The organism is Hypericibacter terrae (assembly GCF_008728855.1).
Taxonomy (GTDB): Bacteria; Pseudomonadota; Alphaproteobacteria; order Dongiales; family Dongiaceae; genus Hypericibacter; species Hypericibacter terrae.
Genome location: NZ_CP042906.1, coordinates 4,367,203 through 4,391,599, shown reverse-complemented (window position 1 = coordinate 4,391,599; position 24,397 = coordinate 4,367,203). Strand labels below are relative to the sequence as shown.

The following is a 24,397-nucleotide window of genomic DNA, read 5'->3' as shown; positions in this document are numbered from 1 at the left end:
GGCGTCTCGGATCCGGATTGGCCCCCGTCGCGAAGGCGGTACCAATTGACTAAAATGGTTTGCGCCGCACGTCAAGGCGGTTCTCCCCGGCCGAGGCGACGCCGCGATTGGTCCCGGCGCTTCCGGGCGCCCGCCGCGCGGCTGCCGTGGCGCCTCGGGCGGATCTCCGGCGACACGACGTTGCAGCCGAGCGAGCTCCCCAAGCGCTGTTCCGAAGGGCTGGGAATGCCACCGTTCCAAATGGATCAGGCATCAGAATCAAACTTGACGATTGGTTACGGCCGCCGCTAGTGTTTGCGTAACAATATGAACCACTTGTGCGGCAATTGGTTCGAGCCGGGCCGTACGAGGCGGTCTCCGCAGGAAGAATCGCCTTGGGACACCGACGCCCCGGGGCAGGGAGTGGAAGAATGACGGTCAGGGTCGAGGGTGATAACCGCAAGGCGGCCATGGATCAGCTCCATGCCGATGTGTTCGAGCGCTGCATGGCGCCGTTCTGGGCGATGCAGCCCGGCAGCATCGAAGACCTGGACAGCCAGGTGAAGGACAAGAAGAAGGCGATCCCCTATGTCTGGAAGTTCAAGAGCGCCATCGAGCCGCTGCTGCATCGCTCGGCCGAGCTCATCACGATGGAATCCTCCGAGCGCCGCTCGCTGATCCTGGTCAATCCCGGTCTGGCGCCGCGCCGGGCCACCGTCACCACCATGTACACGGCCTACCGGCTCAACGATCCCCACGAGATCATGCCGCCGCACCGCCATTCGCCCAACGCGATCCGCTTCGGCCTGACCGGCAAGTCGAACTTCACCGGCGTCGAAGGCGAGAACATCGTGTTCGGCCCGGGCGACATGGTGCTGACGCCGCACGACACCTGGCACAATCATGGCAACAAGGGCGACGACCCGGCGATCAATCTGAGCGTGCTCGATCTGCCGCTGACCGAGGTGCTGAACGCCACCTATTTCGAGCATGACTATCACGAAGAGGTGAAGGGCGAGCGCATCAAGAAGCAGGTCCAGACCGAGCGCTTCCCGGCCGACTATTCGCAGCGCGCCTACGGCCATGGCGGGCTGATGCCACGCTTCCTCTCGCACGACCGCGGCACAGGTGCCGCCTCGCCCATGTATGTCTATCGCTGGGACATGATGCGCGAGCTCCTGGAGAAGTTCCGCAACTGGGACGGCGATCCTCATGAGGCGCTGATGATCGAGTATGTCGATCCGACCACCGGCGGCCCGGTCTACAAAACCATCACCTTCTTCGCGCAGATGCTGCGGCCCGGCGAGAAGACGATGCCCCTGAAGCAGAATGCCAGCCTGCTCTGCGCGCCCTTCGAGGGCAGCGGCTACAGCATCGTCGGCGGCAAGCAGCTCAGTTGGGAGCGGTTCGACACCTTCGCGGTGCCGGGCGGCGAATGGTGCGAGCATGTGAACAGCTCGCCCAAGGACCCGGCGATCCTGTTCGTGGCCTCCGACGAGCCCACCCTCAAGGCGCTGGCGCTCTATCAGAAGCATGGGCGCAGGCCTTCCGGCGAGGTCTATCGCATCGTCTGACGGGGCGGGCGCCGCGACGTCCGAGTTCCACGCTTTCTCTCAATCCCGCATGATCGGCTGGCTTTCTCCTCACCATGGCGCGCACGAAGAACACCAAGCAACTGGCGCATATCGACTGTCCGGGCGGCGGCCAGGTCTGGGTCGATGGCACGACGCTCTATATCGGCCATATGCGCCAGCCGACCGGCACGACCATCGTCGATGTCGCCGATCCGGCGCGGCCGAAGATCCTGACCAAGGTCGAGCTGCCGGCCGGATGGCATTCGCACAAGGTGCGCGTCGCCAACGACATCATGATCGTCAATCACGAGCGCCAGGGCACGGACGGCGTGGCGGAGTTCGGCGGCGGTCTCGGCATCTATGACGTGTCGAAGCCGGCCGAGCCGAAGCTGATCACCAAATGGCGCACCCACGGCAAGGGCGTGCATCGCTACGATTTCGACGGCCGCTACGCCTATATCTCGCCGACGGCGGAAGGCTATATCGGCAACATCGCGATGATCCTCGACCTCAAGGATCCGGCAAAACCGGAGGAGGTCGGCCGCTGGTGGATTCCGGGCCAGTGGAAGGCCGGCGGCGAGGACTATCCCTGGGACAACTGGACGCCGCCGCGCTGCCATCACCCCTTGAGGGTCGGCGACCGGCTCTATGTCAGCTACTGGCATCACGGCTTCTACATCCTCGATATCTCCGACATGTCGAAGCCGAAGGCGATTTCCGGCGTCAACACCTCGCCGACCTTCCCGCATCCGACCCACACCTGCCTTGCGATCCCCGAGCCGCTCAAGGGCCGCAAGGTGATGGTGGTGGCCGACGAGGATGTGGCGAAGCTCTGGCCGGCGGCGCCGGCCTTCACCTGGATCTACGACATCACCAACGAGCATCTGCCGATCCCGATCTCGACCTTCCAGGTCGAGGGGGTCGATCCGGACGGCGCGCCGCAGCCGCCGATGCGCGGCTGCCATCAGCCCTCGGAGCGCTTCAAGGGAACGATCATTCCCTTCGCCTGGTTCGCCAAGGGCCTGCGCATCCTCGACATCGCCGATCCCTTCGCGCCCAAGGAGATCGCGTTCTTCGAACCCGATCCGCCGGAGGGCTTCGAGCTGGCCTCGTCGAACGACGTGACCATGGACAGTCGCGGGCTGCTCTATCTGATCGACCGCCAGCGCGGCGTCGACATCGTCGAAACCTCGGTGCTTTGAGATCATCATGAACGACGCCATCAAGCCGATCGGAAAGAAGAACCCCAACCTGCCGTTCCATCCGGCGGTGCGGGCCGGCGACTACATCTTCGTCTCGGGGCAAGTGGCCAAGGACGAGCAGGGCAATATGTGCGTCGGCAATATCGAGGAAGAGACGCGCTGGACGCTCGAATCGATCCGGCGGATCCTGGCCCTCGAGGGCGCCGATCTTTCCGACGTGGTGAAGATCACCGTCTATCTGGAAGACGCGCGGGATTTCGGCCGCTATAACGGCGTCTTCAAGGAGTTTTTCGCCGAGGGCCGCGTCGCGCGCACGACGGTCGAGGCGCGCGCGGTCATCAGCTGCAAGATCGAGATGGATGCGATCGCCTACAAGCCGCTGCGCTGAGGCGGCCGGCGGTCGGATTTCGCGGAAACAACGAGACAGGGCGGGGATTGGACAATGCTGAAGGTTCTGGGACGCGGGACGTCGGGCAATGTGCAGAAGGTGGTGTGGCTGCTGGAAGAGCTGGCCCTGCCCTACAAGCGCGAGGATTACGGCCGCCAGTTCAACAACACCGGCGGCGACTATCTGAAGCTCAATCCCAACGGCAAGGTGCCGACCCTGGACGACAACGGCACGATCGTGTGGGAATCGAACACGATCCTGCGCTATCTCGCCAACAAGAATGGCGGCAAGTTCTATCCGAGCGATCCCGCGGCGCGCAGCGAGGTGGAGCGCTGGATGGACTGGCAGCTCGCCGCGCTCAACGGGCCCTATCTCTCGATCTTCAAGGACGCCAAGAAGCCGGCGGCCGAACGCGGCGCCAGCTGGGCGGCCGACAGCAAGGAGCTGATCGCCCAGCTCCAGATTCTGGACAACGCGATGGCGGGCAAGGCCTGGGTCGCGGGCAAGGAGATGACGCTGGCCGACTTCGCGCTCGGCACCATCATCACCCGCTGCCTCGATTTTCCGATCGAGCATCCGCCGCTCGCGGCGCTGCGGGCCTGGCGGGAGAAATGTATGGCGCGGCCGGCCTTCAAGAAAGCCGTCGCGGGCTGATCGCGTAACAGGAGAACGGCGGGGGCGACCGGCCAGACAAGGCCGGCGCCCGCGTCCGGAAGGGGGCAGACGATCACATCATGACCAGGGTTGCGCTCATCGGTCTGGGGACCATGGGGCCGGGCATCGCGGCGGTGCTGACGCGCGCCGGCATGACCGTGGCTGCCTTCGACCTGTCGCCCGAGCAGCGCGCCAAGGCGCCGCAGAGCATCAAGACGGCGACTGGCGTGCTGACGACCCTGGGCATGGCGGACCGCGCGGCGGGCGAGGTTGCCATCCATGCCGATCTGGCGGCGGCTCTCCAAGGGGCCGAGCTGGTCATCGAGAATGTGCCGGAGAAGCTCGAGCTGAAGACGCAGGTCCTGGGCGAGATCGACCGGCTGGTGAGCGGGGATTGCGTGATAGCCTCCGACACCTCCGGCATCCCGATCACCAAGCTCCAGGCCGGCAATTCGGCGCCGGGTCGCGTGGTCGGCATGCATTGGTCGAACCCGCCCCACATCATCCCGATCATCGAGGTGGTGGCGGGCCGGGAGACGGCGCCCGCGACCGTGAGCTGGATGACCAGTTTCGTGAAGGGCCTCGGGCTGATTCCGATCCTGGTCAAGAAGGACGTGCCGGGCTTCGTCGAGAACCGCGTGCTCTATGCGGTCATGCGCGAATGCCTGGATCTCGTCGAACAAGGGGTGATCGACCCCGAAGGGCTCGATGCCTGCGTCTCCTGGGGCATCGGCTACAAGCTCTCGGTGGTGGGGCCGATGGCGCTGCTCGACATGGCCGGCCTCGACATCTACCAGTCGGTCGGCAGCTATCTGAACAAGGAACTCTGCGCGCGCGGCGATGTCAGTCCCTATGTGACGGCACGGACCGCGGCGGGCAAACTGGGCATCAAGACCGGCGGCGGCATCTTCGACTACACGCCGGCGAAGATCAGTGAGCTTCAGAGCCAGCGGGCACGCCGGTTGGTGGCCGTCCGCAAGGCGTTGGAGGACTAGTCCCCGGATCGGGGATCGGCGGCGCGGCAACCCCGGGAGATCAAACGGGGACGTTCGGGCCGGAATAAGAAGAGCGCGTTTGCAACTGGGTGCTAATTCGATAGGGAGGAACTAACCCCATGAAATGGACATCGCTGAATAATGTGATTCGCTTGACGCCCGTCGCGGCCGCGCTGGCCCTGGGCGTAGGCTTCGCCGGCGGCGCCGGCGCCGCCGAGGTGACGAGCATTGCGGTCCTGACACCGGAGCAGGGCACGGATTACGGCTGGAACCAGCAGGCGATCGACGCCGGCAAGGCGGTTGCGGCGAAGTACGGCATCAAATTCGTCCCGGCCGAAGGCCTGGGCTATGGCGATGTGCGTCCGCAGCTGCGCGAGCTCGCCGGCGACGGCGTCAGCCTGATGATCGCCCATGCTTCGGGCTATAACCAGGCCGCGCCCGAGATCGCGGCGGAGACCAAGGTGCCGGTGGCGATCGTCGATCGTCCCGACGCCAATGTCCCCGGCCTGATCGCCGACTACACGCTGAGCGGCCATGAAGGCGCCTATCTGGCCGGCGTGCTGGCCGCGAAGATGACCAAGACCGGTGCGCTCGGCATCGTTACCTCCGGCGAGCCCCCGAGCTGGAACTCGCAGTCGGCGGGTTTCGCGGAAGGGGCGAAGTCGGTCAAGAAGGACATCAAGCTGATCTATGCCGTGATCGGGCCGGCCGCCTATTCCGATGCCGCCGGTGGCCGTCGCGTCACCGAGTCCGTCATCGCCGCCGGCGCCGACATCATCTTCGGCCAGGGCGACGGTGCCAGCTTCGGCATGATGGAAGCGACCGAGACGACCAAGGCCACCAATGGCGGCCCGGTGTGGTTCATCGACGTGATCGGCGACAAGACCCCGATCGACAAGGGCCATCTCCTGTCCTCCGTGGTCTGGAACCTGGTGCCCGTGTTCAGCGCGATGGTCGATGACCTGAAGGCCGGCACCTTCGGCACCAAGCATTACTCGATCCAGGTGGCGGACGATTCCTGCCAGCTGCTGCACACCAAGCACATCCCCGACGATGTGTGGAACTCCGTCATGGCGGTCCGCAAGGACATCATCGACGGCAAGGTCAAGCTGACCCCGGTCTTCAACGCGGAAGACGTCCGCAAGTTGATGACCTCGGTCGACATCGGCACGGCCCAGTAAGAATCGGGTGCGTTGATGCAAGGGGCGACGCCGGGAACAGCCATATCGGTGCGATCCGTCACCAAGCGCTTTCCCGGCGTCGTCGCCAACGACGACGTCTCGATCGACTTCCTGCCGGGCGAGATCCATGTGCTGCTGGGCGAGAACGGCGCCGGCAAATCGACCCTGATCGGCATGCTGGCCGGCATGCAGCAGCCCGATTCCGGCGAGATCCAGGTCAAGGGCAAGCCGGTGCGGATCGGCTCGCCGCGCGAGAGCCTCGATCTCGGGATCGGCACGGTGTTCCAGCATGTGCTGCTGGTGCCCACATTGACCGTCATCGAAAACCTCATGCTGGGCGGCCCGCGCTGGCGGCTCCTGGACCGGGCCCCGGTCCTCAAGCGTTTCAAGGAATTGTCGGATCTCCTGGGCGTGACGCTCGATCCCGACGCGCAGGTCGGCAGGCTGGCGTTGGGCGAGCAGCAGCAGGTCGAGATCATGCGCGCGCTGTGGCGCGGCGAGAACGTCCTGATCCTCGACGAGCCCACCTCGATGCTGACGCCGCTCGGCGTGCGCGACCTGGGCGAGGTGATGAAGCGGCTGCGCGACAAGGGTGTCGCCATCATCTTCATCACCCACAAGCTGGCCGAGGCCTACGAGTTCGGCGACCGCATCTCGGTGCTCCGGCTGGGCCGCTTCGCGGGCCAGCTCGACAAGGCGCGGCTGAAATCGCTGACCGAGGCGCAGATCACCGACGAGGTGCTGCGGCTCATGTTCGGCGGGCAGAAGGCCGACAGCCGCGACGCCGAAACCCTGCTCGGCCGCGGCGGCCATCTGAAGCGGGTCCCCAAGGCCGATCGCTCCAAGCCGCCGATCCTGGTGGCGAAGGACATCTCCACCGTCGCCGATCGCGGCGAATGTCCGCTCTCCGGCGTCAGCTTCGAGCTCTGGCCCGGCGAGGTGCTGGGGATCGCGGGCGTCGACGGCAACGGCCAGAAGCATCTGGCCGAGTTCCTGGCGGGGCAGCGGCCGGCCGCCTCGGGCTCGCTCCTCTATGACGGCCACGACCTGACGCATGAGGGCGTCGCCGCGCGCCGGCGCCGCGGCTTCCGCTACATCACCGACGAGCGGCTGGGCGAGGGGACGGTGGGTGCCTTCTCGGTTGCGACCAATCTGGTGATGAAGGAGATCGGCGCGCCGCCGCTCTGGCAGCAGGGCATCAGCCGCTGGAATCTGATCCATGGCCAGGCGCGCGACACCATCAAGCGCCACGATATCCGCACGCCCTCGGAGCGCACGCCGATCGGCCGGCTCTCGGGCGGCAATATCCAGAAGGCGCTGCTGGCGCGCGAGCTCAACGGCGCCAGCCGGCTGGTCATCTTCAACAAGCCGACCTATGGCCTCGATCTGCACAACATCCGCCTGGCGCGCGACCGCATCGCCGAATGCGCCGAGCGCGGCCTGGCGACGGTCCTGATCTCGACCGAGCTCGACGAGCTGCTCGAGCTTTCGGACCGGATCGCGGTGATGTTCCGCGGCCGGCTCACGGGCATCGTGCCCAACGAGGGCAATGCGGAGCGTCGGATCGGCCTCTTGATGACGGGAGCCGAAGCGGCATGAGTGCCAGTCCGGAAGCGGCGCGCAGCCCCGGGCTGCCGCCTTCGCTGATGGCCGGCCGCGCCCGCGCGCTGGCGGCGGCGATCGCGCGATTTCTGCTGCCGATCCTGCTGGCCCTCCTGGTCGGCGCCGGGATCCTGCTGCTGCTCGGCACCGATCCCCTGGACTATTACGCCTATGTGATCCGGCGCGGCCTGTTCAGCTGGCTGGGCTTGCAGGCGACCATCACCCGCATGGCGCCGCTGCTCATGATCGCGGCGGGGCTGATCGTGGCCTTCCGGGCCGGCATCTGGAATCTGGGCGCCGACGGGCAGTTCCTGCTCTCGGCCGTGGTCACGGCGGCCCTGGGGCCGGCCCTCATCGGCACGATCCCGGACTGGCTGACGATCCTGCTCTGCTTCGTCGTGGCGGGTCTCGTCGGCGCGGCCTGGTCGCTGATCCCGGCCTTCCTCAAGGTCCGCTACGGCATCAACGAGATCATCAGCACGCTGATGATGAGCTTCCTCGGCGTCAGCTTCGCCAATGTGCTGGTGAAGCTGCTGTTCTTCGATCCCGGCACCACCGTGCCGCAGACCCACACGCTCCCCGTCGAGGACCGGCTGCCGCGGCTCTTCGGCAGCACCATCCATAGCGGCATCCTGATCGCGCTCGCCGCGGTGCTGATCGTGCATTTCGTCATGACCCGCACCTCCTTCGGCCTCAAGCTCTGTGTGGTCGGCGCCAATCCGCGCGCCGCCATCCATGCGGGGCTCAATGTCGGGCTGCTCACCTACGCGACCTTCGCCATCAGCGCCGGCCTGGTCGGGCTCGGCGGCGCCGTCGACATCCTGGGCGTCTGGGGCTCGGTGCGCGCCGACTGGAATCCCTCGTTCGGGCTGCTCGTCGTGCCGCTCGTCTTCCTGGCGCGGTTCCATGGCATCGCCACGATCGCCTTCGTCATGTTCTTCGCGGTGCTGCAGGTCGGCGGCGAGAGCGCCGCGGTGCGGCTGGGCGTGCCGACCTTCTATACGCTGGTGCTGGTGGCGCTGCTGCTGATCTTCCTGGCGCTGGTCGAATATCTCGATCATCGCCGCCAGGCCCGGACCAAGAGCTGATCCGATGCACGGTCTCTTCACCGAACCCTTCCTGACCTCGCTCCTGTTCGGCGCGATCACGGCCGGCGTGCCGCTGCTGTTCGTGGGGCTGGGCGAGCAGATCTCGGAGAAGGCCGGCGTGCTTAATATCGGCATCGAAGGCATGATGCTGTTCGGCGCCTATACCGGCTTCGTCGCCGCCTTCTATACGGGCTCCTTCGCGCTGGGCTTCGTCTTCGGCGGGCTGGGCGGCATGCTGGTGGCGGCGCTGATGGCGCTGCTCTGCGTGCGGCTCGGCATGAACCAGATCGTGATCGGCATCGGCCTGACCCTGGGCGCGGAGGGACTGACGGCACTCCTCCATCACTTCCAGTTCGCTCGCTCCTATCCGCGGCTGGAGAAGGCGCCGGTGCTGGAGATCCCGGGCCTCAGCGAGATCCCGGTGCTGGGGCCGGCGCTGTTCCACCACAATCTCATCGTCTATCTGATCGTGGCCGCGACCTTCGCCGTAGGCTGGCTCTACAAGCACAGCGATGTCGGGCTCAATCTCGAGGCTGCGGGCAGCAAGCCCGGCGCGCTCGACGCGGCCGGCGTCAGCGTGGTGGCGACCCGGGTGGGCGCCGTGCTGGCGACGGGGTTCCTGGCCGGCATGGGCGGCGCCTATCTCGCCAATGTCGGCGCCGGGCTGTTCGTGCCCTTCATGACCAACGGCGCGGGCTTCATCGGCATCGTGCTGGCCATGCTGGCGCGGGGCAAACCCTATTGGGTACTGCTGGGAGCCCTCATCTTCGGCATCAGCCTGGCCATGACCACGGCACTCCAGGTGGCGGGGCTCAACATCCCGACCGATGTGGTGCAGATGCTGCCCTTCGCCATGGTGATCCTGGTGCTGGTGATCTTCGGCCGCCACAGCGTGCTGCCGGCGGCCTTGGGACTGCCCTATGTGCGTGGCGAGCGCTAGAATTGGAAGTCAAAGAGAACCGCCCGGAGGGCCGGACAGGCCCTAAGAAGGGGCGGGGTCGCGAGAGAGGGAGGACGAGGCGATGACGGACACCAAGGTTTACATTCTCGACGGCGGCTCGCTGGTGATCGACGGGTTCCATGCGTTCTGGAACCGTGGGCCCGGCGGCGAGCTTCGCTTCCCCTGCTATGCGGTGCTGATCGAGCATCAGGACGGCCGCTACATCTTCGATACGGGCTACGACCATGCCCATGTGATGCGGGTCCTGCCCTTCGAGAAGCCGATACAGGCGCCGGAACAGACCATCCCGGGCGCGCTCGCCAAGATCGGGCTCAAGCCGACCGACATCAATTATGTGATCAACTCGCACTACCACTTCGATCATTGCGGCGGGAACAAGCATCTGAGCAAGGCCTGCACCGTCTGCCACGCGAAGGAACTCGAGGCCTCGACCAACCACCAGCCCTTCGAGCATCTGGGCTATTCGGACATGACCTTCGCGCCCGAGCTGGCGAAGAAGGCGGGCAAGGCGCTGCCGGCCGAGCCGGCGCTCGACATGTACACGCCGAAATTCGAGACCGTGACCGGCGATCAGGAGCTCGCGAAAGGCATGTGGCTCCTGGAGACGCCAGGCCACACCGCCGGCCATTACAGCCTGATGGTCGAGCTCAAGAACCGCCGCCCGATGCTGTTCACGGCCGATGCCTGCTACAGCCAGAAGAACATGGATATGAACTGCATCTCGAGCTTCCATCTCGACCCGACGGCGAGCCTGAAGTCGATGCATCGCCTGAAGCAACTGGCCGAGAAGCACAATGCCGAGCTGTTCTACAGCCACGACCCGGACAGCTTCCCGAACTATGTGAAGGCGCCGGGGTTCTATTCATAGGCGGCGCTTCCGCTCGTCGGAATCATTTTCAGTTTTCTTTCCTCCCCTTCACGTAGTGAGGGGGAGGGCTGCGAAGAGTTAGTCGGAGCGAAGCGGAGACTTACTCGGAGCTGGGAGAGGGTGTGCGCGCAAGAAGGACCCACCTCTCCCAGCTTCGGCTAAGGTTCGACCTTCGGTCTCACCTAAGCCTTCGCAACCCTCTCCCCCCGCTAAAGCGGGTGGAGAGGAAAGTGAAGCTGTTGCCCTACCACCGCACCATGCCGGCGTCGACGGCGAGGCACTGGCCCGTAACCCAGTGCGCTTCCTCCGACGCGAGGAACGCGACGGCGGGGACGATGTCGTCGGGGGTGCCGCGGCCCTTGATCGCCTGCAGCATCTCGACGAACTCGAAGGCGTTCTTGTGGTCGGTCTTCTGCACGCCCTCGGTGTCGGTCAAGCCCGGCGCGATCGAGTTGACGGTGATCTTGTAGCCGCCGAGTTCGGTCGCGAGCGCACGGGTGAAGGTCAGCACGGCGCCCTTGGAGGCGACGTAATGCGCCATGTTGGGCGTGCCGGCGAAGATCGAGTTCGAGCAGAAATTGACGATGCGGCCATAGCCCCCTTTGCGCATCAGATCGGAGCTGGCGCGGCACATGAGGAAGAGCCCGTCGACATTGACGCGCATGATGCGGCGCCATTCCTCGAAGGTGAGCGCGTCCCAGGCGACGAAAGGCACGATCGCCGCGACATTGACGGTGATATCGAGCTTGCCGCCCTTGTCGATCGCGGCCTTGTGCAGCGCCGTGACCGAGGCGGGGTCGCCGATGTCGGTCGCGATGCCGAAGGATTTGCCGCCGATCTCCCTGGCCGTCGCTTCCGCGCCCTTGCCGTTGATGTCGGCGGCGACCACCAGGGCGCCCTCCTGGCCGAGGCGCAGCGCCACGGCCTTGCCGATGCCCTGGGCCGCGCCGGTGACGATGGCCACGCGGCCGTCGAAACGCTTCATGCTCGAAATCTCCCTTGAGAAGAATGGTTCGCTGGATTGAGGGTCAGGCGCGCGCCTGGTCGATCACGGCGGTGGCGGCGGTGACGCCGGCCCCGACATCGACCTTGCGGCCCAGTTTCTTGAGGGCGCCGCCGAAGGCGGTCACCGCGACCACCGCATAGATCGGCTCGGCCACCAGGCCCATATGGCCGATGCGGATGAGCTTGCCCTTGGTTTCGCCGCGGCCGGACGAGAACACCACGCCATAGAGCGAGCGGGCGGCGGCCAGGATGTCGTCGTCCTTGAGGCCGTCCGGCACGCGCACGGCGGTGCAGGTCGGCGAGGCGATCTCCTCGCGCGCTGCCCAGAGCGACAGGCCCATGGCCTTGATGCCGGCACGGCAGGCCTTGGCGGTCAGCGCATGGCGCTTCCACACGGTCTCGGGACCCTCGGCCAGATAAAGATCGATGGCGCCGTCGAGCCCGTTCACCTCGGCGACCGAGGGGGTGAAGGGGAAGGGCTTGTCCTGGCGCCAGGCGTCCTTCCAATCCAGCAGGCTCAGGACCGAGGCGCGGGGCGCCTTCGGGTTCGCCTCCATATGTTTCCAGGCCCGGTCGTTGACCGCCATGATGGTGAGGCCCGGCGCGCCGCCCAGGCATTTGCCGGGGCCGGTCACGAAGATGTCGGCGCAGCTTTCCTCGGGATGGATATCCATGCCGCCCCAGGAGGAGACCGCGTCGACCAGCATCAGCGCGTTATGCTTGCGCACGATCTGGCCGATCTCCTTGACCGGGTTCATGGTGCCCGACGGCGTGTCGTGGTGGACGACCGAGACGACCTTGATGTCGGGGCGCTTCTTGAAGGCCGCCTCGACCTGGGCCGGGTCGATCGCCTCGTTGTAGGGCACCTCGATCTCGACCAGCTCCTTGTTGTAACGCGCCGACCAGTAGCCGAAGCCCTTGCCATAGACGCCCGAGGCGAGGTTCAGCACGACGTCGTCGGGACCGATCAGGGAGGCCGCCGCGGCCTCGAGGCCGGGGGCAGGCTCGAAATGGAGGATCAGCGCCGGGGAGCTGCTGCGCAGGGCCTGGGTGACCTTCCGGTTCACCGCCTCGTAGAATTCGAGGAAGTGACGGTCATAGTCGTACCCGATTGGTCTCGACAGCGCGCGCATGACGGCCGGGTAGGCAGCCACCGGACCGGCCGACAATGTGATGATAGGTTCCTTGGTGGCCATGATGGTTCCCCTCCCGGATTTGCGTCGCGCGAGCCGTTATCGGCCCATTTTTTGTGCTCGGCCTTGTGGCGGCCCCTTGCGCGATCGGACAATATCACAACTCATTTCACGGCGTCATCAGGGCGAGGGCCCGAGGGGAACCATTGCGAACCTTTGATTGGATCATCCTGGGTGCGGGGACGGCGGGCTCGGTATTGGCGGCGAGGCTGAGCGAGGATCCGGCCGTCTCGGTCGCGCTGGTCGAGGCCGGCGGCGCGCCGACCGACCCCCAGGTCGGCGTGCCGCGGGCCTGGCCGGCACTGCAGGGCACCGCGATCGACTGGAACTACGCGACGGTGCCGCAGCGCCACACGGCCAATCGCGTCCATGCCTGGGCCCGCGGCCGCGTGCGGGGCGGCTCCAGCACCATCAACGCCATGGCCCATGTGCGCGGGCATCCCAGCGATTTCGATGCCTGGGTGGCGGTCGGCGCCGCCGGCTGGGGCTATCGCGATCTGCTGCCCTATTTCATCCGCTCCGAGGACTGGGATCGCGGCGCATCGCCCTATCACGGGCAGGGCGGTCCCGTCAGCCTGATGACGCCGAGCGATCCGCACCCGATCACACGCGCCTATATGGCGGCCGGGGAGGAGATCGGCCTGACGCCGACGCCCGAGCACAACGGTCCGCGGATGGCCGGTCCGACGCTCAACAGCCTCACGATCAAGGAGGGAAGGCGCCAGAGCACGGCCGATGCCTATCTGACGCCCGACGTGCTGGCGCGTCCCAATCTCCACCTGCTGGAGCGGCACGAGATTCGCGGGCTGAGATTCGAAGGTCAGCGGCATTGCCGCGGCGTCGAACTCCAAGGGCCCGAGGGCATCGAACGGATCGCGGCCGAGCGCGGCGTGCTGTTGGCAACCGGCGCCATCGCTTCGCCCACGCTGCTGCTGCGCGCCGGCATCGGGCCCGCCGACGAGCTGAAGTCGCTGGGCATCCCGGTGCGGCTGGATCTGCCGGGTGTGGGGCACAACCTGCATGACCATCTCCTCTCGGGCGGCAATGTCTATCGCGCACGCCGCCCGGTGCCGCCCTCGCGCTACCAGAACTCGGAATCGCTCATGTATATCGAGCGGTCCGGTGCAGGGTCCGCACCCGAGCTGGTGCTGGCCTGCGTCATCGCGCCGGCGGTGACGGAGTGCTTCCCGGCGCCGGCCTTCGGCGAAGCCTACACGCTGATGTTCGGGTTCACGCAGCCGCGGAGCCGTGGGTCTCTCCGGCTCGCCTCGGCGGACGCGAAGGTGGCACCGCTGATCGATCCGAACTATCTGGCAGAGGAATATGACCGGCGGGCCTATCTCGATGCGCTGGAGCGGGCGCAGGCGGTCGGCGGCGCCAGGTCGCTGGCGGATTGGCGCGAGGCGGAGCTGCTGCCGGGACAGCAGTGCCGCAGCGAGGCGGATCGCCGGGCGTTCCTGGCCCGGGCCGCCTACACGCATCATCACCCGGTCGGGACCTGCCGGATGGGAACGGACGCGGAAGCGGTGGTGACGCCGGAGCTCGCCCTGCGGGGGATCGGGGGGCTTCATGTCGTCGATGCGTCGGTCATTCCCCGCATCACGACGGGACCGGTCAATGCCGCCATCATCGCCCTCGCGGAACGGGCGAGCGATCTGCTGCGGGGCCGGCCGCCGCTGGCGCCGGCGACCTGGGCATGAGTTTTCAGGGCTGGGGCCTGGCCGCTTGGGGATCAGACGACCGAGCGGCCCTTGCCGACGCGCGGGTTGGGCCGGCCGCCGTCGCTGACCGCCATGACGACCAGGATCTCGCGCGGGCGTGGTGCATCGGCGACGCAGACGGTCATGGTGTCGAGCTCGTCGAAGGACCAGACATTGTCCTTGTTGCCGAGCGGCACATCGATCAGCGTGCCGGCCGTCGCGACCTTGGTGGTCGAGGGGATGATGGCTTCGCCGCCGCCGACCGCCGCGCGCATCGGCTTGCCCAGCTTGGGATGCAGGATCGCCGCGGCATGCTCGAGATCGCCCTCGACGCCGACGATCGCGGCCTTGCCATAGGCCATGGCCGGCTGCGAGAGCATCGCCACGGCCTGCGGCATCAGCTCCTCGCCGAGCTTCAGGCCGAGATCGAACATCGGCGAGAGATCCTGCACGCCGAGCCCGGCGAAGCTGTTCTGGAGGATGGCGATCGCGGCGACCCGCGTGATCGGACGGACGGCCGGGCTGCCGGCTTCGGCCAGCATCGTCTCCTTGACGAAAAGCGTCTTGCGCAAAATCATCCGCCGCTCCCCCGCGTGAGACGCGCGACCGCCACGATCGAACGAGGACGAGGCTAACATGGGGCTTCCCGCTGGCTCAACGACCCGCGCCGCGACGGCGGTCCTGCTGTCGCTCGCGATGGCGTCCTGCAGCATGCCGAACGAGAGTGCCGCCGATGTGCCCGTCTCCTTGACGATCGTCAATAAAGGATCGGACCCGATCCATTGCATGATCAATTTCGGACATTGGGTGACCCAGGATCTGGGGATGATCGGACAGAGCGGGTCGAAGACCGTGCAGCTCCATCGCCAGGCTGCGGATGGCGCGCTCTATATCCCGCGTGCGGACGGACAGCGCCTGATGATGATCGAGAATATATTCTGCAGCGCGCCCGGTGATTCCGCGGCGAGCCGGGGACAGGTTCCGCTGCTGCCGATCCAGGCGGGTTACTCCCAGCGCTACGCCAGCGTTTGTCGTGCCGGAGAGCCGGTGCAGTGCGAAACGGCCGTGAGCGATTGAGCTGAGCGCCCGAAGGACTGCTCAGCGCGACCGATGTCGCTGGCATCGAGGGATGAAGCGGCGCGGGGCGCCTAAACGAAAGTGGGCCCCGGTTTCCCGAGGCCCACAAGAAAAGTCATCGGTCTGAAAGACCGATCCTGCGGCGTCGCTCGGCCCTATTCGCCGCCCGGGCCGGCATTGCCCACGTCCTTGTCGTTGCCTTGGTTGCCGTTGGCACCCGAGACACCGCCATTGTTGCTGTCGGAATTGCCGGATCCGCCGCCGCCATGACCCGGGGCATCGCCACTCTTGCCGCCTCCAGCCATGGCCGGCGCCGCCGCCAGCGATAGAACGATCAGGGCCGCAGATGCACACGCCAAAATTTTCTTCATGGGAAGTCCTCCCTTGTTGAAGTCACGGGTGCGATCTTACGATCGGTGCACAACCATCTCAATGAACTGTTGGTGATATCGATTAACCATGTATGCAGCCTCCAGTTGCGATTGAATGGCAATGGCCGACCATCTTATTGAATTGAAGGGATCAGGATCAAGGCGGCCGGATGGTCAGGTCGCGGCTGCGCCGCGCTTGAAATCCTGGAGGCTGCGGCCGGCGCACCAATGAAGCGCGATGCCGATCAGGGCCCGGGCGTCCCAGGTCCGCCAGTCCTTCATGATCCCCGCCGCCTGCGCCCTCAGGTTGGGCAGGTCGTCGGCCGCATGAGCCAGCGCCTCGACCAGCGCCGCATCGTCGCCGTCATAGGTGACGCCGACTCCTCGTCCCTCTGCAATGCGTTCGGCCATCCAGCTCCGTGCCGGCACGACCGAGGGAGTGCCATAGACCGCACCGAAGACGAAGGGTCCCGAAATCCGCTCGACATAGCGTTCCGGCTTATAGGGCAGTAGCAGAAGATCGCTCGCCTCGATCAGGCCGGCGAAGGTCCGGTCGTCGAGATAACCGCGCACCAGGCGAATGCGAGGATTGCTCTCGAGCGCAGCAAAAGAAGAACTGATCTCTCCTGCGCCGACCTGGACCAGGAAGCGGAGGTCGGAACGGCGGCGATGTGCCTGCTCGATGATGGCAGGCCATTCGGTGAAGCGCTTGTCCTGCCGCTGCATGCCGAGACAGGCGACCAGCGGACCGTCGCCCGCCGGCAGATAGGGAAGGGCATCCGCCGCCGCCGCCGTCTCGTAGAAATGCGGCAGCGGTGCCGTCATCACGGGTAGTCCCATCGCGTGGGTCAGCCTCACCGCGAGCGGCTTGTTGGTGGCGAAGGCGAAGATGCGGTCCTTGCCGACGGCGGTCACGAGCTCTCTGCCCGCCAGGCGATGGACGAGGCCCGCCACCGTTCCAGGCTCGACTGGGCGCAACAGGGAATGGAACCCCAGGGCGACGCGCGGCCGCTGCGGCCGGGTCTTCAGCCAGTCGGCGAGGCCCGCGATCTCGCGCGCGCGCGCGGTGGGGATCCAGAGCAGATCGTCCTCCTGGGGTTCCAGGCCGGAGCCGGCCAGGCCTTCCGCAAAACGCCGCGCGCCGATCTCATAATCGTTCCAGAGACGATCGAAACCATCGCCCTCGGTCAGGAACTCGTTCAATCGCAACTCGAAGACCGGCCGGGCCTCGAGCGGCGGCGCTGCCAGTGCCGGTTCCATGGAGCGATGGGCCAGGACCAGAAAGGGGCGCTGGCTCGCGGCCAGCAGGCGCGCCATGCCCCGCGCGAAATGGGTGTGATGACCGATCTGCTGGTGCAGTCCGTTGTCGGTCAGGACGATGCGCCGGGGCGCTGCGGTGGGTTTAGACAAGATCGGGCTGTCGCGGCCGCCCGGGAGGAGCCGGGAATCTCATCGACTCCGCGCGCGCCGATCCTGGCAGCGTCATGGGGCGATCTCCAGGATCGCGTCGGCGGCGAGCCGCGCGCCGTTGGCGGGCACCAGGTTGCGGGCGTTGCCGGCGAGCGTCTGCCGGCGCGCCGGGTCGGCGAGCTGCTCGAGCTGCAGCTGGAGCCCTTCGGTATCGAACGCCTTGATCGGCAGGCCGGCATCCGCGTTCGCGATGCGCCCGGCGCGCTTCGCCCAGTCGTCGAGACCGCCCGCGAGCTCGACGAAGATGGTGGGAACGCCATGATGCAGGAGCTCGGCCGTGCTGTTGTAGCCGAGAGTGGAGATGGCCGCATCGAAGGCGGTCCAGCATTCCGCCATCGGCATGTAACTGATCTCCTTCGTCGCGCCTTGCGGCGCCACCGTGGACTGGCTGCGCAACAGAGGCGGTCGCGCCACCGCGAAGGTCCAGTTCCGGGCCGCCCCCGCATGTTCCAGCACCCATTGCTGAACCGTGTCATAGGCGGGATTGCCGCCGCCGCCGAAGCCGATGAAGACCGTGAATGCGTCGGGGGCCAGTCCGAGGCGGGCGCGGGCCTGCTCGCGCGACAGGGCCTCGTCGCGCGATCGGATCATGATCGCGCCCGTGTAGACGGTCTTCACATTGGCGGGTTTGCGGCCATCCACCTCGCTCGCCTGATGCGGGATCAGCACGAGGTTGTACAGGCTCTCGATCAGCGGGGCATGGGTGGCGATCTCGGCGGCGGCATTGCGCTCGCGGGCGATGAAGACCTTGCGGGCCGCATGCGAATGAAGCGGCATCATGTCGCCGATCTGTCCCAAGGGAAAGAAGTCGACCACGACGAGATCGGGTGTGAAGCCCTTCAGCACCGCATAGACGATGCCGCGGTTGATCCGGCGAAGCTCCTCACGGGCGGGAATATCCAGATCCATGAAGTTCGCGGGCGGCGAAAGCAGCTTCACCACCTGAAAGCCTTCGCGCCAGGCCAGTTGGCAGGCTTCGGAGTTGGTCACGAACATGATGTCGAGGTCGGGCTTGCTGGCGCGCAGGGCGCGGGCAACCGCCAGGGTCCGGATCAGATGGCCCAGGCCATGACCGTTCGAGGCATAAAACAGGCATCGTGTCGGCAAGATTCCCCCGATCATTTCCGACCCGGCCGTCGCCGCAGGCTGACGTCCGCGGGCGGTCGAGCCCCCTACCCGATTGGAATCCTAACATGGAATCCATAATGGATCGCAAAGGCGGGAAGGGCGGATCAGCCCGGGCTGCCCTCAGAGGCGGACCAAGACCCGTTCGGCGTGGGGGTAGGGGGCGCCCGTGGGATCGAGCAGGGGGCCGCGCTCGAGCATGTCGAAGCGCAGGCTGTTCAGCCCCTCTTCGCGGTGAGCCTGGCGGTCCCGGATCGCCTTGGCGTTGATCTGGCAGCGCCGCCGGTTGGCCAGATGCGCGGGGCTCGGCTTCCCGTCGGTGTCGAAGCCGTTGCTGCGGTGGACCAGGGATTCGAAGGTCCCGTCGCGATAACCCAGGGCAATCCCCTCCGCCCGGCAGCGGATCCGCATATCGGTATCCTCATAGCCCCAGCCCCAATAGCCGTTGCCATAGCCATTGAGGCGGCGGAAGAGGGCGGCCGGAAACATCACCACGCCGCCGAAATATTTTTTCGGATCGTGTTCGACGACGAGATTGGCGGAGCCTTCGATCTTCACTTTCTCGGCCCCGTACCAGAGCAGCCGAGTCGGCCGGTCGACCGGGCGGTAATCGGCCCAGATCGGCAGATAGTCCACGTCGTGGAAGCAGACCTGCTCGCAGTTCGCCTCGGTCAGCAGGAAGCCGACATTGCGCAAGGCGCCGATATTGAAGGGGCGCCCCGCTTCCTGCTCGACCACCGTAATTCGAAGGGGTTGGCTCTTGTCGATCTTGTCCCGTTGAAAATAGACGGTCATATGGGGGAGGAATCGCGCGAGCTGCTCGGCCCGGTCGCGATAAGGCACGACGATGGAGAGGCGAGATTGGGTCATGGGCCCGCAAGGCTACCCTATGCGGTCATCCAGGAAAATCCTGATGAGCGACGCCGCAATGCCCCCGGGGATGCTCTTATTTCGGCGCGCGGGATTATCGGGCGACAGTCACCGGGCAATGGGCCCGCGTAACGACTGCGGTCGCCGTCGAGCCGACCAGGAGCCGCTCCATGGCATTTCTGATCGACGAACCCACGACGATATGGTCGAACTTGTTCTCGTCGGCATAGGAGACGATCGCGTCTGCGGCATTGCTTCCCGAGACAACGACGCTGTCGGCCTTTGTCAGGCCGGCCGCTTTCAGCGCCCTTATTGCCGGCGCGAGTTGTGCGCTCATTTGCGCGTTGGCGGCGTCGACCAGTTGTTGATCCCAGAAATGCGAATGACTCATGCGGTCGGTCGGCACCATGTTGACGAGCAGCAGCGATAGCTGAGCGCCGGTCCCTTGAGCGAGGTCGATCGCGCAGGCAACCGCCTTTTCGGAAGACTTCGAGCCGTCGGTCGCGCATAGAATCTTCATGGGCATTGCGGTCTCTCCCATTCTCTCTGGTTGTCCATCGCCATAAACGGTCGATGCCGGGCGACGAATCGACGAGCGCTGTCGCTCTCGCCCAATCACAGCGTGACTATGGACACGGTTTGGGAAAGACGAATTGATCTGAAGCAATCCCGCCAGGGTTTTGGGCGAGGCGGGGTTGGCGCGTAGGAAACCTATCCTGATCAAAGGGATAGGTCGCGCGTTCGGGCGGCGATTATCCGGGGCCGTGGCAATGCCGAGGGGACCCGCATCCGTTCGGCAGGCTGTCCGGCGTCGGCTGGGGCCGACGCCGGACCGATGCTCCTATTGCGTCTTGGTGCCGAAGCCCCAGAACTTGTCGTGGACTTCGTTGTAGTAGGCCTCGACGTCGTAATACTCGACCGGCAGCGCCAGATCGCGCGCGGTCAGCCTGCCGACCGCGGCTTCGACGGCATAGGCCGCAACCACCTCGTCGCGCTGCGCGGTCACGAGACTGACCTGGGAATTCAGATAGGCCTGCTCGGCGTCCAGGATATCGAGCACCGTCCGGGCGCCGACATTGGCCTCGAGCCGGACGCCCTCGAGGGCGACCTTGTTGGCGCGGACCTGCTCGACGAAGGAACTGATCTGCGCGCGCGCCGTCTGCAGCGCCGACCAGGATTGGACCGCCGTCTGAATGGCGAAGCGGCGCTCGTTCTCGAGCTCCTGGCGGCGCTGGGCCGCGACCTGCTTCGACTGACGGACATCGGCCGCGGGCAGGCCGGCCTGATAGAGGGGCACGGTCAGCTGCAGCATGATGGACGCCGAATTCCGCCCTGTGTTGGCGGCATTGGCGTCATCCGACATGCCCGCAGTGCCGACGATGTTGAGGAAGGGCATGATCTGGCTGAAGGCGACATCGATACCGTCGTGCGCTGCCTGCTCGTTATATTTGGCGGCGGTCACGGTCGGGGCATCCTCCGAGCCAGCGACAACCTCTTCCTGGCTTGCGGGAAGCCCGGTAAGAGGTGGCGGCTGCACCAGGGTTCCCGGGTTCTCGCCGATCACGTTGGCATAGGCGGCACGGGCCGCGGCCAACAGGCCTTCCGACTGGATGCGGGCGGCGGTGGCACCGGCAAGGCTCGCTTCGGCCTGGGCCACGTCCGTCTTGGTCAGCTCGCCGACTTCGAAGCGCGTGCGGGTCGCTTCCAGGTCGCGCCGGATGACCGCTTCCTGGTTGGTATTGAGCTCGAGCACGGCGACGGCCTGGACCACGTTCATATAGGCGGTCACGGCCGATTGCAGCACGGTCTGCTCCGCCGAGGTCAGGACCGAGCGCTGCGCCAGCACCAGGCTTTCAGCCTGGCGCAAGGCTGACGGCGTACGCTCGCCGGTATAGAGCGGTTGGGTGACCTCGAGATCGACGCCGCGCGGCTGATAGTCGCTTGGCGATTGCAGCCCCGGGTAATTGTTGGCCCAGGCCTCGCCGACATCGCCGGTCGCCGTGACCGTGGGGCGCCAGCCGGACTTGGCCTGCGGGACGCCTTCATCGGTCGCCCGCAACTGCGCGCGCGCGGCCTGGAGCTGGGGATTGTTGTTATAGGCTTTGGCCAGGGCGTCCAACAGCGTGTCCGCGGCGAACGCCGGATGGCTCGGACCCGTCGCGAGCAACAGGGCGAAGGCCATCGACAGCAGGCCGGACAGCGATCGAACGGCGGGCCTGGAAAGGCGGGCGCGACGGCTGGGCATGTGGGGGATTTCCTACGTTTTTAGCGTATTTGCGATTGGCGCGATTATGCCCGGGGGAAATGGTTAAGCAAACCGGGATTCTCTCCAAGCGGGGCGCCGGCCGGGTTTTGGGCGGGTTTCCCTGGGGAAATCTCCGGACCGAATCAGCCTGTTACGGAAACCCGCGGGTTTCCTAAGCCGGGCGGTGCGACATCGAGGTCAGGCGCCGTACCGGAATTTCAGAACAGCCAGCCGCGCAAGGCGGTCGCGCCCTCTTCGATCGCCTGCATCGCCTTGGGAATCACACGGCTGTAATGCAGATAGCCATGCAGGACGCCGTCATGGCGCGTGAGCCGGCAGGCAACGCCGGCACGGGTCAGCAACTCGACCAGCGCCAGGCTGTCGTCGCGCAACGTGTCGAGCTCGAGCGCCAGGACATAGGCGGGCGGCAGGCCGGCGAGATCGGCCGAGAGGCAGTCGAGGCGCTGATCCTCGCGGTCACGCGGCCCTCGAAGATAGGCATTCCGGTAGAAAGCGAGATCGGACGGCTTCACCCCGTCGAGATCGTTGGCGCAGACCCGCATCGACAGCGAGTCGCCGAGACCGAAGCTGCCATAGTAGAGCAGCATGCCGCTGATGCGCGGGCTCCTGCCCTTGAAAGCAATGGCGGTCCCGAGCGACAGATGGGCGCCGGCGGAATCGCCACCGAGCGCCAGCCGGGCTGCATCGATACCGGCACTCCGTCCTTCGTCGGCGAGCCAGTCGAGGGCTGCCGCGATCTCCTCGAGCTGAACCGGGAACTTGTGCTCGGGCGCCAGCCGGTAATCGACGCCGACGACCGCGGCGCCCGATCGAACCGCAAAGAGCCGCATGATGCGGTCATGGGTGTTGAGGTCGCCCAGGACGTACCCCCCGCCATGGAGGTAGACGAGGGCCGGCAACAGACCCTCGGTAGCGGGGCGATAGAGCCGCAGCGGCACGGCGCCATAGGGCCCCGGAATCGAAAAATCCCGAACCTCGGCGAGAGCGGGGCCGTCGCTGTTCCAGAAGCGGCGCTCGCGCGCATAGACCTCGCGCGCCGCCGGAAGGTCCTGCAGGTCGAAGGTCTCGCCGCCATAGAGCCGCTGGCTCTCGGCCAGGGCCGCCAGCATTTCCGGATCGAGGCGCGCCCGGATATCCATGATTGAACCAGTCCCTCCCGCCGTTCAGGCGACGGGCGCCATCTTGGCAGAGGCCGCGGCCGCGCGTCGAGCCAGAAGCCCGTCGAGCCAGCGCGGATCCATCTCGGGGACGGAGGACAGCAGCAGCTCGGTATAGGGATGATGCGGCGGCTTCAGCACCTGCTCCTTCGGGCCCTGCTGCACCACCTTGCCCTGATGCATCACCACGACCCAGTCGGCGATCGCCTTCACGGTCGCGAGATCGTGGGTGATATAGAGGTAGGAGACGCCGAGCTCCTTCTGCAGGCGCAGCAGCAGCTTGAGGATGCCCTCGGCGACGATCTGGTCCAGCGCCGAGGTGACTTCGTCGCAGATGATGAGATCGGGCTCGACGGCCAGCGCGCGAGCGATGCAGACCCGCTGCTTCTGCCCGCCCGAGAGCTCGCTGGGGAGGCGGTCCAGGAAACGGCGGTCGAGCTCGATCATTTCCAGCAGCTCGACCACCCGCTTGTCGCGCGCGGAACCGCGCAGACCCAGGTGATGCTGCAGCGGCCGGCCGATGATGTCGCGCACGCGCCGGCGCGGATTGAGCGCCGTGTCCGGGCTCTGATAGATCATCTGCAGCCGGCGCAGCATGTCCTTCGACCGGTTCTTCAGGGCCGGCGGGAGAGGCTTGCCGTCGAAGATCACCGAGCCCTTGCTCGGCGGCAGGAGACCGGTGATGACGCGCGCCAACGTCGATTTCCCTGAACCGGATTCGCCGACCACGGCGACGGTGCGCCCGTGCGGCAGGTCGACCGAGACGTCATGCAGCACCTTGACCGCATTGCCGTAGCTGGCATCGACATTCTGGATCCGCAGGATGTTCTCGCCGGTGGGGTCTTCCTTCTTGTGCAGCGAGCGCACCGCCCAGAGCGATTTGGTGTAGGCCTGCTGCGGGTTCGACAGCATCTGACCGGTCGGGGCCTCCTCGACCAGCTCGCCATAGCGCAGCACCATGATCCGGTCGGCCATCTGCGCGACCACGGCCAGGTCGTGCGAGATATAGATCGCGGCGGTGTGGAGCTGGCGCACCACGTCCTTGATCGCGGCCAGCACCTCGATCTGGGTGGTGACGTCGAGCGCCGTGGTCGGCTCGTCGAACACGATCAGGTCGGGATGGCAGGACATAGCCATCGCCGTCATGGCCCGCTGCAGCTGGCCGCCGGACACCTGGTGGGGATAGCGCGCGCCGATATGCTCGGGGTCGGGCAGGCGCAGCCGCCGGAACAGATCGACGGCCTCTTTCCGGGCGTCGGTCTCACTCATGATGCCGTGACTGACTGGGATTTCGGCATATTGCTCGATCAGCCGGTGCGCCGGGTTGAAGGAGGCCGCCGCCGACTGCGCGACATAGGAGAGCCGCGGTCCCCAGAGCTTGCGCTTCGCCTGCTCGGTCGCCTTGGCCAGATCGACGCCGTCGAACATGATGGTGCCCGCCGAGATGCGGCAGCCGGGCTTGGTATAGCCCATGGCGGCGAGGCCGATGGTCGATTTGCCGGCGCCGGATTCGCCGATGAGGCCCAGCACCTCGCCGCGGCGCAATGTCAGGCCCACGCCCTTGACGATCTCGTGCCAGACCTCGTCGCTCTGGCCCTCGACCCTGAGGCCGCGAATCTCAAGCAGGATATCGCCGGCGCTGCCGGGCTTCGCTTTGACTTGCACGGGCGC

The 24,397-nt window shown here is 66.3% G+C and carries 23 protein-coding genes; 12 read left to right on the top strand and 11 right to left on the bottom strand.

All coding sequences use genetic code 11. The features are described from left to right. The first annotated feature begins 410 nt into the window (after positions 1-410). The 10 genes from FRZ44_RS20195 (at position 411) to pldA (ending at position 10,492) form a co-directional block, all read left to right on the top strand. Entirely contained in the window at positions 411-1,553 is a 1,143-nt protein-coding gene (locus FRZ44_RS20195; RefSeq protein ID WP_225308362.1) for a cupin domain-containing protein, read from the top strand. A gap of 74 nt (positions 1,554-1,627) precedes the next feature. Beyond that, positions 1,628-2,755, top strand: a complete 1,128-nt coding sequence (locus FRZ44_RS20190) for an LVIVD repeat-containing protein (RefSeq protein WP_151178872.1) — start codon at positions 1,628-1,630, stop codon at positions 2,753-2,755. Between the two features lie 7 nt (positions 2,756-2,762). Then, positions 2,763-3,143 (top strand): RidA family protein, encoded by a 381-nt coding sequence (locus FRZ44_RS20185; protein WP_151178871.1) that lies wholly within the window; start codon positions 2,763-2,765, stop codon positions 3,141-3,143. Positions 3,144-3,197: 54 nt separating this feature from the next. Next, positions 3,198-3,797, top strand: a complete 600-nt coding sequence (locus FRZ44_RS20180) for a glutathione S-transferase family protein (RefSeq protein WP_151178870.1) — start codon at positions 3,198-3,200, stop codon at positions 3,795-3,797. 80 nt (positions 3,798-3,877) lie between these two features. After that, positions 3,878-4,792 (top strand): 5-formyl-3-hydroxy-2-methylpyridine 4-carboxylate 5-dehydrogenase, encoded by a 915-nt coding sequence (gene fhmpcd1 / locus FRZ44_RS20175; protein ID WP_225308361.1) that lies wholly within the window; start codon positions 3,878-3,880, stop codon positions 4,790-4,792. A 119-nt stretch (positions 4,793-4,911) separates the two neighbouring features. Then, a complete protein-coding gene (locus FRZ44_RS20170) occupies positions 4,912-5,973 on the top strand; it encodes a putative B6 ABC transporter substrate-binding protein (protein ID WP_151178868.1) in 1,062 nt (353 codons plus the stop codon). Positions 5,974-6,021: 48 nt separating this feature from the next. Then, the gene (locus FRZ44_RS20165; RefSeq protein ID WP_225308360.1) at positions 6,022-7,572 is read left to right on the top strand and encodes a putative B6 ABC transporter ATP-binding protein; all 1,551 of its coding nucleotides are present in this window, start codon (positions 6,022-6,024) and stop codon (positions 7,570-7,572) included. Continuing rightward, complete coding sequence (locus tag FRZ44_RS20160; protein ID WP_151178866.1) at positions 7,569-8,663, top strand: putative B6 ABC transporter permease subunit 2; 1,095 nt, start codon at positions 7,569-7,571, stop codon at positions 8,661-8,663. Before FRZ44_RS20165 ends, FRZ44_RS20160 begins: the two co-directional genes overlap by 4 nt. Before the next feature lie 4 nt (positions 8,664-8,667). Then, entirely contained in the window at positions 8,668-9,603 is a 936-nt protein-coding gene (locus tag FRZ44_RS20155; RefSeq protein ID WP_151178865.1) for a putative B6 ABC transporter permease subunit 1, read from the top strand. A gap of 82 nt (positions 9,604-9,685) precedes the next feature. Then, the gene (gene pldA, locus FRZ44_RS20150) at positions 9,686-10,492 is read left to right on the top strand and encodes a 4-pyridoxolactonase (protein ID WP_151178864.1); all 807 of its coding nucleotides are present in this window, start codon (positions 9,686-9,688) and stop codon (positions 10,490-10,492) included. Between the two features lie 244 nt (positions 10,493-10,736). Here pldA and pldH read toward each other — a convergent pair whose 3' ends face one another. Further along, positions 10,737-11,477: a pyridoxal 4-dehydrogenase, SDR-type gene (gene pldH, locus FRZ44_RS20145; RefSeq protein WP_151178863.1), complete on the bottom strand. Its 741-nt coding sequence runs from the start codon at positions 11,475-11,477 to the stop codon at positions 10,737-10,739. A 43-nt stretch (positions 11,478-11,520) separates the two neighbouring features. Beyond that, entirely contained in the window at positions 11,521-12,693 is a 1,173-nt protein-coding gene (ppaT, locus tag FRZ44_RS20140; protein WP_151178862.1) for a pyridoxamine--pyruvate transaminase, read from the bottom strand. A 143-nt stretch (positions 12,694-12,836) separates the two neighbouring features. Between ppaT and FRZ44_RS20135 the strand changes: the two genes are divergently transcribed. After that, the gene (locus tag FRZ44_RS20135) at positions 12,837-14,390 is read left to right on the top strand and encodes a GMC family oxidoreductase (protein WP_151178861.1); all 1,554 of its coding nucleotides are present in this window, start codon (positions 12,837-12,839) and stop codon (positions 14,388-14,390) included. A 32-nt stretch (positions 14,391-14,422) separates the two neighbouring features. On the opposite strand, the gene FRZ44_RS20130 is transcribed toward FRZ44_RS20135, so the two are convergent. Continuing rightward, positions 14,423-14,968: an amino acid synthesis family protein gene (locus FRZ44_RS20130; protein WP_151178860.1), complete on the bottom strand. Its 546-nt coding sequence runs from the start codon at positions 14,966-14,968 to the stop codon at positions 14,423-14,425. 58 nt (positions 14,969-15,026) lie between these two features. Between FRZ44_RS20130 and FRZ44_RS20125 the strand changes: the two genes are divergently transcribed. Continuing rightward, a complete protein-coding gene (locus FRZ44_RS20125) occupies positions 15,027-15,467 on the top strand; it encodes a hypothetical protein (protein ID WP_151178859.1) in 441 nt (146 codons plus the stop codon). Between the two features lie 155 nt (positions 15,468-15,622). On the opposite strand, the gene FRZ44_RS20120 is transcribed toward FRZ44_RS20125, so the two are convergent. The 8 genes from FRZ44_RS20120 to FRZ44_RS20085 form a co-directional block, all read right to left on the bottom strand. Further along, positions 15,623-15,838 (bottom strand): hypothetical protein, encoded by a 216-nt coding sequence (locus FRZ44_RS20120; protein ID WP_151178858.1) that lies wholly within the window; start codon positions 15,836-15,838, stop codon positions 15,623-15,625. A gap of 174 nt (positions 15,839-16,012) precedes the next feature. Further along, positions 16,013-17,248 carry a glycosyltransferase family protein gene (locus FRZ44_RS20115; protein WP_151178857.1) on the bottom strand — a complete coding sequence of 412 codons (1,236 nt, stop codon included), beginning with the start codon at positions 17,246-17,248 and terminating at the stop codon, positions 16,013-16,015. Positions 17,249-17,320: 72 nt separating this feature from the next. After that, positions 17,321-18,415, bottom strand: a complete 1,095-nt coding sequence (locus FRZ44_RS20110) for a glycosyltransferase (RefSeq protein ID WP_191908208.1) — start codon at positions 18,413-18,415, stop codon at positions 17,321-17,323. Positions 18,416-18,556: 141 nt separating this feature from the next. Beyond that, positions 18,557-19,303 carry a galactosyltransferase-related protein gene (locus FRZ44_RS20105; RefSeq protein WP_151178855.1) on the bottom strand — a complete coding sequence of 249 codons (747 nt, stop codon included), beginning with the start codon at positions 19,301-19,303 and terminating at the stop codon, positions 18,557-18,559. Between the two features lie 94 nt (positions 19,304-19,397). Further along, entirely contained in the window at positions 19,398-19,829 is a 432-nt protein-coding gene (locus FRZ44_RS20100; protein ID WP_191908207.1) for a universal stress protein, read from the bottom strand. Positions 19,830-20,144: 315 nt separating this feature from the next. Further along, positions 20,145-21,548, bottom strand: coding sequence for a TolC family outer membrane protein (locus tag FRZ44_RS20095; RefSeq protein ID WP_151178853.1), 1,404 nt, complete (start codon positions 21,546-21,548; stop codon positions 20,145-20,147). A gap of 218 nt (positions 21,549-21,766) precedes the next feature. Then, positions 21,767-22,708 carry an alpha/beta hydrolase fold domain-containing protein gene (locus tag FRZ44_RS20090; RefSeq protein ID WP_151178852.1) on the bottom strand — a complete coding sequence of 314 codons (942 nt, stop codon included), beginning with the start codon at positions 22,706-22,708 and terminating at the stop codon, positions 21,767-21,769. 24 nt (positions 22,709-22,732) lie between these two features. Continuing rightward, on the bottom strand, positions 22,733-24,391 hold the full coding sequence (locus FRZ44_RS20085) for an ABC transporter ATP-binding protein (RefSeq protein ID WP_151178851.1): 1,659 nt from the start codon (positions 24,389-24,391) through the stop codon (positions 22,733-22,735). Positions 24,392-24,397: the final 6 nt, after the last annotated feature.

Coding starts and splice junctions, on each gene's coding strand:
- FRZ44_RS20195 (WP_225308362.1), top strand. CDS start 411: ATGACGGTCAGGGTCGAGGGTGATAACCGCAAGGCGGCCATGGATCAG.
- FRZ44_RS20190 (WP_151178872.1), top strand. CDS start 1,628: ATGGCGCGCACGAAGAACACCAAGCAACTGGCGCATATCGACTGTCCG.
- FRZ44_RS20185 (WP_151178871.1), top strand. CDS start 2,763: ATGAACGACGCCATCAAGCCGATCGGAAAGAAGAACCCCAACCTGCCG.
- FRZ44_RS20180 (WP_151178870.1), top strand. CDS start 3,198: ATGCTGAAGGTTCTGGGACGCGGGACGTCGGGCAATGTGCAGAAGGTG.
- fhmpcd1 (WP_225308361.1), top strand. CDS start 3,878: ATGACCAGGGTTGCGCTCATCGGTCTGGGGACCATGGGGCCGGGCATC.
- FRZ44_RS20170 (WP_151178868.1), top strand. CDS start 4,912: ATGAAATGGACATCGCTGAATAATGTGATTCGCTTGACGCCCGTCGCG.
- FRZ44_RS20160 (WP_151178866.1), top strand. CDS start 7,569: ATGAGTGCCAGTCCGGAAGCGGCGCGCAGCCCCGGGCTGCCGCCTTCG.
- FRZ44_RS20155 (WP_151178865.1), top strand. CDS start 8,668: ATGCACGGTCTCTTCACCGAACCCTTCCTGACCTCGCTCCTGTTCGGC.
- pldA (WP_151178864.1), top strand. CDS start 9,686: ATGACGGACACCAAGGTTTACATTCTCGACGGCGGCTCGCTGGTGATC.
- pldH (WP_151178863.1), bottom strand. CDS start 11,477: ATGAAGCGTTTCGACGGCCGCGTGGCCATCGTCACCGGCGCGGCCCAG.
- ppaT (WP_151178862.1), bottom strand. CDS start 12,693: ATGGCCACCAAGGAACCTATCATCACATTGTCGGCCGGTCCGGTGGCT.
- FRZ44_RS20130 (WP_151178860.1), bottom strand. CDS start 14,968: ATGATTTTGCGCAAGACGCTTTTCGTCAAGGAGACGATGCTGGCCGAA.
- FRZ44_RS20125 (WP_151178859.1), top strand. CDS start 15,027: ATGGGGCTTCCCGCTGGCTCAACGACCCGCGCCGCGACGGCGGTCCTG.
- FRZ44_RS20120 (WP_151178858.1), bottom strand. CDS start 15,838: ATGAAGAAAATTTTGGCGTGTGCATCTGCGGCCCTGATCGTTCTATCG.
- FRZ44_RS20105 (WP_151178855.1), bottom strand. CDS start 19,303: ATGACCCAATCTCGCCTCTCCATCGTCGTGCCTTATCGCGACCGGGCC.
- FRZ44_RS20100 (WP_191908207.1), bottom strand. CDS start 19,829: ATGCCCATGAAGATTCTATGCGCGACCGACGGCTCGAAGTCTTCCGAA.
- FRZ44_RS20095 (WP_151178853.1), bottom strand. CDS start 21,548: ATGCCCAGCCGTCGCGCCCGCCTTTCCAGGCCCGCCGTTCGATCGCTG.
- FRZ44_RS20090 (WP_151178852.1), bottom strand. CDS start 22,708: ATGGATATCCGGGCGCGCCTCGATCCGGAAATGCTGGCGGCCCTGGCC.